This window comes from Phormidium pseudopriestleyi FRX01, from assembly GCF_017313335.1.
Classification (GTDB): Bacteria; Cyanobacteriota; Cyanobacteriia; order Cyanobacteriales; family Laspinemataceae; genus Laspinema; species Laspinema pseudopriestleyi.
In genome coordinates this window covers 1-9,774 of record NZ_JAFLQW010000300.1, presented here as the reverse complement: position 1 = coordinate 9,774, position 9,774 = coordinate 1, and the positions used below count along the sequence as shown (strand labels likewise).

The 9,774-nt window shown below is 49.9% G+C and carries 11 protein-coding genes; 6 read left to right on the top strand and 5 right to left on the bottom strand.

Annotation, left to right across the window (positions count from 1 at the left end; all coding sequences use genetic code 11):
• Nucleotides 1–727, bottom strand: a 727-nt coding sequence (gene iscB, locus J0895_RS11210; protein ID WP_207088177.1) for an RNA-guided endonuclease IscB, incomplete at its 3' end; no start/stop codon positions are given.
• A 759-nt stretch (nucleotides 728–1,486) separates the two neighbouring features.
• On the opposite strand from iscB, the gene J0895_RS11205 reads away from it, so the two are divergent.
• The 6 genes from J0895_RS11205 to ccmO all read left to right on the top strand — a co-directional run bounded on the left by J0895_RS11205 (nucleotide 1,487) and on the right by ccmO (nucleotide 6,289).
• Entirely contained in the window at nucleotides 1,487–1,798 is a 312-nt protein-coding gene (locus J0895_RS11205) for a carbon dioxide-concentrating mechanism protein CcmK (protein WP_015148315.1), read from the top strand.
• 93 nt (nucleotides 1,799–1,891) lie between these two features.
• The gene (locus J0895_RS11200; protein ID WP_015148316.1) at nucleotides 1,892–2,227 is read left to right on the top strand and encodes a carbon dioxide-concentrating mechanism protein CcmK; all 336 of its coding nucleotides are present in this window, start codon (nucleotides 1,892–1,894) and stop codon (nucleotides 2,225–2,227) included.
• A gap of 14 nt (nucleotides 2,228–2,241) precedes the next feature.
• The gene (gene ccmL, locus J0895_RS11195) at nucleotides 2,242–2,550 is read left to right on the top strand and encodes a beta-carboxysome shell vertex protein CcmL (RefSeq protein WP_207088176.1); all 309 of its coding nucleotides are present in this window, start codon (nucleotides 2,242–2,244) and stop codon (nucleotides 2,548–2,550) included.
• A gap of 220 nt (nucleotides 2,551–2,770) precedes the next feature.
• A complete protein-coding gene (ccmM, locus tag J0895_RS11190) occupies nucleotides 2,771–4,405 on the top strand; it encodes a beta-carboxysome scaffolding protein CcmM (protein ID WP_207088175.1) in 1,635 nt (544 codons plus the stop codon).
• 235 nt (nucleotides 4,406–4,640) lie between these two features.
• A complete protein-coding gene (ccmN, locus tag J0895_RS11185; protein ID WP_207088174.1) occupies nucleotides 4,641–5,321 on the top strand; it encodes a beta-carboxysome scaffolding protein CcmN in 681 nt (226 codons plus the stop codon).
• 110 nt (nucleotides 5,322–5,431) lie between these two features.
• Nucleotides 5,432–6,289 carry a beta-carboxysome assembly protein CcmO gene (gene ccmO / locus J0895_RS11180; RefSeq protein ID WP_207088173.1) on the top strand — a complete coding sequence of 286 codons (858 nt, stop codon included), beginning with the start codon at nucleotides 5,432–5,434 and terminating at the stop codon, nucleotides 6,287–6,289.
• A gap of 85 nt (nucleotides 6,290–6,374) precedes the next feature.
• Here ccmO and J0895_RS11175 read toward each other — a convergent pair whose 3' ends face one another.
• The 4 genes from J0895_RS11175 to J0895_RS11160 form a co-directional block, all read right to left on the bottom strand.
• Nucleotides 6,375–6,671, bottom strand: coding sequence for a hypothetical protein (locus J0895_RS11175; protein ID WP_207088172.1), 297 nt, complete (start codon nucleotides 6,669–6,671; stop codon nucleotides 6,375–6,377).
• Nucleotides 6,672–7,281: 610 nt separating this feature from the next.
• Nucleotides 7,282–7,719: a hemerythrin domain-containing protein gene (locus J0895_RS11170; RefSeq protein WP_242541213.1), complete on the bottom strand. Its 438-nt coding sequence runs from the start codon at nucleotides 7,717–7,719 to the stop codon at nucleotides 7,282–7,284.
• Nucleotides 7,720–7,800: 81 nt separating this feature from the next.
• On the bottom strand, nucleotides 7,801–8,934 hold the full coding sequence (dprA, locus tag J0895_RS11165; protein WP_207088171.1) for a DNA-processing protein DprA: 1,134 nt from the start codon (nucleotides 8,932–8,934) through the stop codon (nucleotides 7,801–7,803).
• A gap of 218 nt (nucleotides 8,935–9,152) precedes the next feature.
• The coding region (locus tag J0895_RS11160) for a DUF2301 domain-containing membrane protein (RefSeq protein WP_207088170.1) at nucleotides 9,153–9,774 on the bottom strand (622 nt) is incomplete at its 5' end.

Sequence of the window (9,774 nt, the reverse complement as noted above, 5' to 3'; positions counted from 1 at the left end):
CAGGTTTATTCCCTTTGGATTGGTTACAGGAATGACAACTAAGACAGAGGTTGCTGACTCGGTTAGAACCACCCTTGCTTTTGGCGAGGATGTGTTCTATTTCAAGCGGGACATTTTCAGCGCCGCAGTAGGCACATTTCCTGCCCCATTTTTGAAGTAAATACTCCTTAACTTCAAACCCAAATAGCACCCCATGCTGGTATTCAATCCCACTAATCTCAGGGTTTTGCATCTGCTGTAAATCAAATCGAACTAGCTCTTGAGAGATGGCAGCAATTGGACAAACTTTCCTGATTCGCCTAACCCAAGTCTCAATATTGGCAATCCGGCTTTCTAGAGAGGGTGGCAGCCAGCCAGCCTTACGGGTTCTATTTAAAAAGCGAGGCTTGCGGTAACGAGTTTTACGATTACGACGACCCCTTCTTAAAGCTCTACGGGATTCAAGGGAATTTTTAATTTGCTGTCCTCTGTGAGAAATTTCTAAGGCGTTGGTAACGCGCCCTGTCTTTTCTTGGACAACGACAATCCCGCTCGTTTTACTGCCAGGGTCAATTTTGATTCTGTGGGAATGTGTTGTAGATTCCTCAACGATTCTATTTTGCAACACAATAGTAAATGGGTAGCATTTGAATACTTTAGCCCTCCCTTTTTTTATGAGTTCTCTTGCCCTTGCGGGATGGCACGGGTCAAGAGTTTTCAGATTTTTATCTAGTACAAAAATTCGCATTACTTTGAACTCTCAACTTACGTTGGTATGGTTTGCCTCGCTAATGTTATAAGAGCTTGAAGAAGTCTGAAGCACTGGTTTTTCCCTATAGCCTGTTTAACTTCAGACGACAGAGCCTAGAACTGGCACGTATTCTAGGGTGTCTTGACTCAAATAACGGAGTCCCTATTAGGAACTAAAGCTGGTCAACAAGGCTTACAGTTTCCTGCAAGCCTACACTGTACTCTTAGTCAGTGTAGGTAGTTGACTGCCAATACTGGAAGATTTGGGGACAATTCCTGTGGAACCCCGGGCGATCGACCGTGAAGGCGAGACGAGGGTACGGTTCGTCGCAACGGAGTCATTCTGACCTTTTTGAGGGCCTTGACAATAGTGCCGGGATCGACCCTAGGCTAATCCGTTGATTCGGTTCAGTGCAGGGATCTTGATCGGCAGTTCGACCCCCTCAAGTGGGACTGATCCCTGATGCAACTGCGCCCACTTCAGCACTCATGGCCCCAGTCGGTCGAAGTCCTTCCCCATTTCAACATTAATTTTATTAATAAAATATTAATTTTCTTTACAAGATTAGTTTTTATAATTACTTTTATTTGTAAACATGATTATTATTTATATTGTCAAGGGATACAAGATTCACCTATTCTTGATAAAGGGAGAGGATAGCTTTACGATAACTGAAAACGTTCGGGAAGACCGACCGCTGAACGATCGCAGCTTAGATTGAATTAAACCGACTCATCCATTCAGGAGACCGAAGAAATGCCTATAGCAGTGGGAATGATTGAAACCCGAGGCTTCCCAGCCGTGGTAGAAGCGGCTGACGCGATGGTAAAAGCTGCCCGCGTAACCCTTGTGGGATATGAAAAAATCGGCAGCGCTCGCGTGACCGTAATCGTGCGCGGAGACGTATCAGAAGTGCAAGCCTCCGTCTCGGCTGGGGTCGAATCGGTCAAGCGTGTCAATGGCGGAGAAGTGGTCTCCACCCACATTATTGCCCGTCCGCATGAGAACCTAGAATACGTGCTGCCGATCCGGTACACCGAAGCCGTCGAGCAGTTCCGAACGTATTAACCCCATTCAGAACCACCGTTCTGACTTGGACCGAAAGAAAGCGTCATTGACGCATTACAGTAAATATCAACATTAACGTTGGGAGTCAAATTCATGTCAATCGCAGTTGGAATGGTAGAAACACTAGGGTTTCCCGCAGTTGTAGAAGCAGCAGACGCAATGGTGAAAGCAGCCCGCGTCACCTTAGTCGGCTATGAAAAAATCGGAAGTGGTCGCGTCACCGTCATTGTGCGCGGAGATGTCTCGGAAGTGCAAGCCTCCGTGGGTGCTGCTGTGGAAAATGTCAGACGAGTCAATGGTGGACAAGTGCTGTCAACCCACATCATTGCCCGTCCTCATGAGAACCTAGAGTATGTTCTACCGATTCGCTACACCGAAGCCGTGGAGCAATTCCGGGAAAGCACCACAGGCATTCGTTTAAGCCGATAAATAGAGCATAAATCATGCAACTTGCCCAAGTTCGCGGGACCGTCGTCAGTACACAAAAGGATCCCAATCTGCAAGGGGTTAAATTACTCCTGTTGCAATTGATAGACGAGGAGGGACAACTTATCCCCAAATACGAAGTCGCTGCGGATAATGTAGGGGCGGGTATAGGGGAATGGGTGCTGGTCACCCTCGGCAGTGCAGCGCGGCAGGTGATCCGTAATGACGAGAGGCCCGTGGACGCAGCAGTCATTGCGATCGTAGACACGGTGAATGTTGAAAATCGCATTCTTTACAGCAAGAAAGAAACCGATCGCTTTCGTTAGTCAGTATAGACAAAACAGACCAACGTCAGCGATCGCATTCGGTATGGAGTCAGGCGTCAGGAGTCAGAATTCTTGAGAGGATTCACTTAAACTTGTGCGATCGCTCGCGCAAGATAGTGCACAGGTGACAGCAAGTCGGCGTACCCTGCGTCAAACGAATTCTGAATTCTGAATGTCTGACGCCGATTCTAGTCGCATTCTTTGAAGGAGTAATTCAGATATGGTAGTCCGCAGTAAGGCGGCTCCGCCCACGCCTTGGTCAAAAAACATGGCCGAGCCGCAGATCCACAAAACCGCTTACGTTCATTCCTTCTCTAATATTATTGGAGATGTCCGAATTGGTGCTCATGTCCTGGTTGCACCAGGGACCTCAATCCGCGCCGATGAAGGCACCCCCTTTTATATCGGAGAAAGCAGCAACATCCAAGATGGCGTCGTGATTCACGGACTCGATGAAGGACGAGTGGTTGGGGATGACAACAATCCCTATTCTGTATGGGTCGGCAAAAATTGTTCGATCGCCCACATGGCCCTAATTCACGGTCCCGCCTACGTCGGGGATAGCTGTTTTATCGGCTTTCGTTCCACCGTCTTTAATGCCCGAGTCGGCACCGGCTGTATCGTCATGATGCACGCCCTAATTCAAGATGTAGAAATTCCCCCAGGCAAATACATTCCCTCTGGAGCGATCATTACCAACCAGCAACAGGCTGATCGCTTGCCGAATGTGACAGAGACGGATACCAAATTCGCCACCCATGTCCTCGGCATCAACGAAGCCTTACGCAGCGGGTATCACTGTGTGGCAGACAGTTCCTGCGTTCTCCAGATTCGCAATGAAACCCCTGGTGCTGTAAGTTCTAATGGCAACGCTACTAAACAAGAGACTATGACAATCACTCAAGAAGCTATCTCCCAAGTCCGGGACCTCCTAGCCGGTGGATATCGGATCGGTACCGAGCACGTGGATGAGCGACGCTTCCGCACAGGCTCCTGGCAAAGTTGTGCTCCGATTTCCAGCCAAAATCTCTCGGAAGTTATCTCCTCCCTAGAACAGTGTTTAGCGGAACATCGCGGCGAATATGTCCGCTTAATTGGCATCGATGCCAAAGCCAAGCGCCGGGTCCTGGAAACCATCGTCCAACGCCCGAACTCTCAGGTCTCCAGCAGCAACGGCACCAGCTCCTATCGCCCCAGTAACACCCCCAGCAGCTACAGCGCATCGAGCGGAAACGGCGGTGGACTACCCACTCCATTGGCCGATCAAGTCAATCAAATCCTGACTCAAGGATTGCGTCTGGGCACCGAACACGTCGATGAGCGACGCTTCCGGACCGGATCCTGGAAAAGCTGTGCTGGGATTGAGAGCAATAATCTGTCCCAAGTGCTGGCCGAATTAGCCAATTGCTTGGCCGAACATCAGGGTGAATATGTGCGCTTGATCGGGATTGACCCGAAAGCCAAACGTCGGGTGCTTGAAACCATCATCCAACGGCCCAACGAACCCGTCGCCACCAATGGCAATGGCAGCGCATCCTCTGCCGGGAAAAACTACAGCAGCAGCTATAATAGCGCCCCCTCTGGTGGCTCGGGTAACCTGGGTAATGAAGTGGCTGATACGGTGCGTCAAATCCTCACCCAAGGATTGCGCCTCGGTGCCGAGCACGTCAGTAAGCGGCGCTTTAGCACCGGGTCTTGGGAAACCTGCGGGGCGATCGATACCCAAAATAAATCCCAAGCACTCGGGGCGATCGAAGGGTTTATGCGTCAATATCCAGGTGAATATGTTCGCATCATTGGAATTGACCCGAAAGCCAAGCGGCGTGTGGTGGAAACGATCGTTCAACGACCCTAGTCTGAAGGGAAGCGTCAGGGGGTGGCCCAAAAGTCCAGCGGGTTGAGTGGATGCCAAGCAGTCGCTGCATTCTGTGGCAATCCGCCCTCCGAGTCAAGGAGAGAGGCGATCGCATCGCATCTTGACTTCCCCTTAAATTTGGGCTGTCCACCTCTCGTTTCCTAACCTTTCCCTATACCGGAGATGACCGGGGGGGAAAATCGAGATCGTCCGACCTTTAAAGGTTCCATTTCCCATGTATTTGCCGCCACTGCAACCCAATCGGAATCCCAATATTTATATAAGTGGCGATGTCACTATTGATGAAGGTGCCTCGATCGCCTCGGGAGTCATCCTCCAGGCATCTCCAGGTACTCGCATCGAAATCGCCGCGGGTGTCTGCATTGGCATGGGTTCCATTCTACAAGCCTGTCAAGGCAATCTGATTATTGAAGAAGGAGCGACCCTCGGTGCCGGGGTCTTGGCGATCGGAACTGGCAAAATCGGTGCAAATGCTTGCATCGGCAGCGCCACAACTTTACTCCATCCCACGGTTGCATCTAATGAAGTAATTGCCCCAGGTTCCTTACTCGGAGACGAAAGTCGTCAATGGATTGAGGTGGAGAGCACTACTGCCGCTAATCCCGGTCCGGTATCGCCTTCGAGTCCCAACCCAGTCGCCCCGGATCCGGTCCCACCCGATTTGCTGCAACCGCCAGAACCGGCCACTGCATCTGAGCCGGAACCTCCGACTCCGGAGCGATCGCCACCCATCAGCAGTAATGACAATGGCGCAGAACCTCCGGCAACACCCCCAGATCCACCCCCTGTTCCATCCTCTCCCGCTTATATCTATGGACAAGCGCATCTCAACCAATTGATGCAAACCTTGTTTCCCCATAAACAACACCCCATCCAACCTATCCCAGAGGATTAGATTTAGTCCCTATTTAATTTGAAATGTTACGTTTGAGATCAGGTGAAAAAATTGAGAACCGACACTCTCAGCTAATGGGGGACCTCGGTCATGTTTGAGGGAGAGGCAAGATGGAAAGACGCGATGTAGGACTGGTAAAGCGCGAGCAAAAAACTCGCATTCACGACCTTCAGGATTTAGCTTTGGGTTTAGTATCGACCCAAAGTTTCCCGGCGATCGTCGGCTGTGCCGATATGATGCTCAAATCTGCTGGGGTGATTTTAGTTGGATTTGAAAAAATAGGGGGCGGTCACTGCACGGCAGTGGTCCGGGGTAAAACGGCAGATGTGCGCTTGGCTGTAGAAGCCGGTGCTGAAACTGCCGAAAAGTTTGGTCAAGTGGTTTCTAAGCTGGTTATACCCCGTCCCTTGGCAAATTTGGAAGCTATCCTCCCAATCGGTGCGCGGTTGATGGATTTGGCCCAAGGCAATCAAGGCCGTCCGAGCCATCAAGCGATCGGACTGTTGGAAACCCGAGGATTTCCGGCGTTGGTGGGTGCGGCAGATGCCATGCTCAAGTCTGCTGATGTGGATTTAACCGGCTATGAAAAGATTGGCGACGGGTTATGCACGGTGATTATCCGAGGCACGGTAGCAAATGTGGTGGTTGCTGTGGAAGCGGGGATGTTTGAAGCCGAACGGATTGGAGAACTGACCTCCGTGATGGTGATTCCCAGGCCCCTGGATGACTTGGAGCGGGCTCTACCCCTGGCGAGTTGTTTTGTTGAGACGGTCCAACCCCTACAAATGCCGGTTGTCATCGAGGAGAAACAGCCTGAATTGTTAGCCTTGCCCGAGTTGGAGAAACTGAGTAAACCCGAAGAAGTCGAGGCGCAACCCCAGGAACTGCCGGAGTTGCAGGAATTGCAGGAATTAGAGGAATTACAGGAATTACCGAAACTGGAACTGGAGAACCAGGATCAAGAATAAATGGAGGTCTGGTCCCTGGGGATTCGGGTGGCGAGGCGATCGCTGATGGGTTAAGTTCAGCAGGATTCCCGGTGATTTTTGCAGGCTAAGACTCGGGAATCTCAGATGGAGACTGGCGATCGAGAATCCCTTCGGCAATCCAGCGCGCAAAAGCTTCATCCCCCATCCGAGATAATGCCTCTAGCAGGATGTCTTGCGATTCTTCGGGTGCGTCCCGAGTTAACGCTACAGGTAGGGCTAACAATGGCATATTCTGGATCAGTTCCAAGAGGTCCTCGCGGATGCGTTTGCGCTTAGTTTCTAAGACCATTACGGTTCGACGAATCGATCTCTCCCGGGTGACTTCGAGTAATAAAACATCCTGTTCGTAAAAGTTATTCATTAAACAAACTCCTTTGTGGATAACCCTATCCCGAAATCGGGTTGCATTTCCCTACTGAAGACCAGCGCGATCGGCTGTTGTGAGCCATCTTAAACGAATTTCCCCTTCCGTAACTACAGTCCCTGGGTAGGGGTTAAGGCCTAGCCCTGTCAAGGTGTATTTGTAGGGGCTTCGATGAGATGGCCATCAAGAGGGTGATCAGACCAAACCCCTACATCAGGGAAAAGGGTAATCAGACCAAACCCCTACATGAAAAATCGTTATTTCATGTAGGGGTGCAATGCGCAGGCCCTATCTTGCCTGTCTTGCTCACTCCAACCAATCGGGGTTAATTTTTCCCTTTAAAACCCAGGAAATTTGACCTCAAACTTAAACGATATGCCTAGAGGATTAGATTCAAAATCTATAAAAAGATAGGGGGCGATTCCCGAGAATTCGTTCTATTTATAAGGGGTAGTTTAAAAAGTTTACGGAAAATTCTATGCCGACGCAAGAAAAACAACGCCCCGCTCTATAATCGGTTAAAAACAAAAAAAAGGGAGGCATTACACCCCCCATTTTAGCTGATTTACAACATTAGGTTAGCAACCGCCTCAACTGAGTCGTGAGCTTAGGACGCCATTGATTGCTGAATTCGGCTTTTGGCTTCCTTAAACTGCTTGGAGAGTTGTTCCATTTGGGCCTCATTCATCGTCTGGCGGAATTTATTGAACATATCGCCCTCTTCTTCCTTGACGTGATGCTGCACCATTTCTTTCAACTGTTTGACACGAGTCATAAAGCTCGCATCGCTACCATTGCTGGATTTGATAGTTTCGAGGAGTTGTTTCATCTGAGCCTGCTCGTCATACAGATGTTGCACTTTTGGTAATTGAGCGCGGATAGCGGGATAGACGACTTCTTCTTCAGCTTCGGAGTGAGCGGTAAGGTCTTTATAGATTTGAGCGAAGAATTCTTCGCGTTTTTTAGCGTCGCTGGTGTTTTCGATTTCCATGAAGAGGGTATCCACCTTGCGGTGATCTTCATAGATGATTTCCAGAATGTTCATATCATCTTTGGTGCGGCTGACGGCGCTTCCAAAGACACCGACTGGATGAATAGGGGTAATTTCCCTGGAGAAACCCCCTATTCAACTGCGGCGATAGCGCATTCCTGGTAATTGCTCGACTAAGCCGATTAATTCGAGTTGTAATAACGCACTGGATACCGAGGCGGCATCGAGTTGGGCTTGGGATACAATGAGATCGAAGGGGATAGGCTCGATCGCAGTCGCCTCCCAGACTTGTTGCAATGGGGGGTCTAAATCCGGGACCGATGGCAGGGGTGGCACTACTGTAGTTGCAGCAGTCGGGGAAGAGGTTGGATGATATTTGGGCATGGCCCCTAGCATTTCCAGCAATTCTGTTTCATTGATGATGGTTTCGGCCCCATTTTTCAACAGTCGTAAACAGCCTTGAGAATTGGGGTCATCAATGCGTCCGGGTAAGGCAAAGACATCCCGGCTGTATTCATTGGCAACTTTGGCGGTAATCAGTGCCCCTGATTGCTCCGGTGCTTCCATCACCAAAACTGCCCGACTTAACCCGGCAATAATCCGATTGCGTTGTGCGAAATGTTCTCGCCTTGTGAGGGTTCCCACGGGATGTTCACTCAAAAACAATCCTTTTTGTATAATCTTTTCGGAGAGATGACGATTGGTTTCCGGATATATTTTGTTGAGGGGAGTTCCAAAGACGGCGATCGTGCGGCCATCGGCATCTAAACAACCGAGATGGGCCTGAGTATCAATGCCTGCGGCCATTCCAGAGACAATGGTAAAGCCACATTCCGCCAAAATCTGGCTAATTCGGCGAGTCCATCGCTGTCCATATTCCGAGGGGTGACGAGTGCCGACAATGCCGACAATAGGGCGATTGCCGAGGGTTTCCTGGCGATCGACTTGACCCTGGTAATACAGCAGGGGGGGTGGGTTGGGGATTTCCCCGAGCAAACGCGGATAATCAGGGTCCGCAGGGGTCCAAAAATTGGGATTTTGGCGCAGATGTTCGGTATAGAGTTGTTCGGGATTAAGTTGCGATCGCCTTGTGACAATTTTTTCCACCAGTTGCCGACCCAACCCCTGAACCTGAGTGAGAGCCTCCTCTTCAGCTTGCCAAGCAGCAGCTAAACTGCCGAAATATTTAAACAAGCGCCCCAGCAACACCGGGCCGACTGCGGGAATTTGCGACCAGGCGACCCAAAATGCTCGTTCTTCCAGATACATTAACCCTAATGACTCCTATCGAAAAATCGGGGGGAAATATCGGCGATCGCATCTTACAAGTACCCTAATGATTCCTTCTTTGGTGATGGCTCACCAGGGAAGGTTTGTTATCCAGGGGATGGACGGCGATCGTACCCCCCCCCCTTGAATTTTAGGGGAAAGTGCAGTTTGGAACAAATGAAAGGACTGATGGCCTCCCAAAAGTCTGAATCTGGGAATTAAACTTGCCCTTTTTCCTGTTGCTTGAGGTAGGCAAAAACACTTTTATCCCCAATATCTGCGGGAATGTCTTGTCCCGCTTTTCGCAGAGCAAAAACTAGAAAGAGAATGGCCCAAACTGCTAATAAATTTTGTTCCATTGAGGGAGTTAATAAACCCGAGAGGTGACCTAAAATTAGCAAGGGGACTAAGGGAGTGAGTAATTTAGTTTCTAGGCGATTGAAACAAAAGGCTTCTTTAAAATAGATGCCCGTTAATGCGACAAAGGTAAATCCGATACCAACTAGGGCGATCGCCTCGTGATAAACTATGACTACGAAGGGGTCAGGACGAGTAAAAATCACTGTTAATGCAGTGACGGCACCGATCGCCCAACAGACTTGAAGGAAGCGATGGAGGACTTTGAGATAAATGTGAATCGTCAGTAAGCTGACGCCGAGTGCCAGACAGAAACAGGCATAGAGTGCGCTGAGACTGGTAAGGATTGCGGGGGTGGTTCCTTGCCAGAAGAGCAAAACAGTGGCGATCGCGAAACTGAGGGCGGCTACCATCAAACCACTCCGATAGATGATCACCGATTGGCGATCGCTTGGGGTAATGCTAAATTCCCCAAACTGCCCT

What these genes read in the sequence shown, in the direction of transcription:
- J0895_RS11205 (WP_015148315.1), top strand. Translation starts at nt 1,487, where the DNA reads ATGCCTATAGCAGTGGGAATGATTGAAACCCGAGGCTTCCCAGCCGTG.
- J0895_RS11200 (WP_015148316.1), top strand. Translation starts at nt 1,892, where the DNA reads ATGTCAATCGCAGTTGGAATGGTAGAAACACTAGGGTTTCCCGCAGTT.
- ccmL (WP_207088176.1), top strand. Translation starts at nt 2,242, where the DNA reads ATGCAACTTGCCCAAGTTCGCGGGACCGTCGTCAGTACACAAAAGGAT.
- ccmM (WP_207088175.1), top strand. Translation starts at nt 2,771, where the DNA reads ATGGTAGTCCGCAGTAAGGCGGCTCCGCCCACGCCTTGGTCAAAAAAC.
- ccmN (WP_207088174.1), top strand. Translation starts at nt 4,641, where the DNA reads ATGTATTTGCCGCCACTGCAACCCAATCGGAATCCCAATATTTATATA.
- ccmO (WP_207088173.1), top strand. Translation starts at nt 5,432, where the DNA reads ATGGAAAGACGCGATGTAGGACTGGTAAAGCGCGAGCAAAAAACTCGC.
- J0895_RS11175 (WP_207088172.1), bottom strand. Translation starts at nt 6,671, where the DNA reads ATGAATAACTTTTACGAACAGGATGTTTTATTACTCGAAGTCACCCGG.
- J0895_RS11170 (WP_242541213.1), bottom strand. Translation starts at nt 7,719, where the DNA reads ATGAACATTCTGGAAATCATCTATGAAGATCACCGCAAGGTGGATACC.
- dprA (WP_207088171.1), bottom strand. Translation starts at nt 8,934, where the DNA reads ATGTATCTGGAAGAACGAGCATTTTGGGTCGCCTGGTCGCAAATTCCC.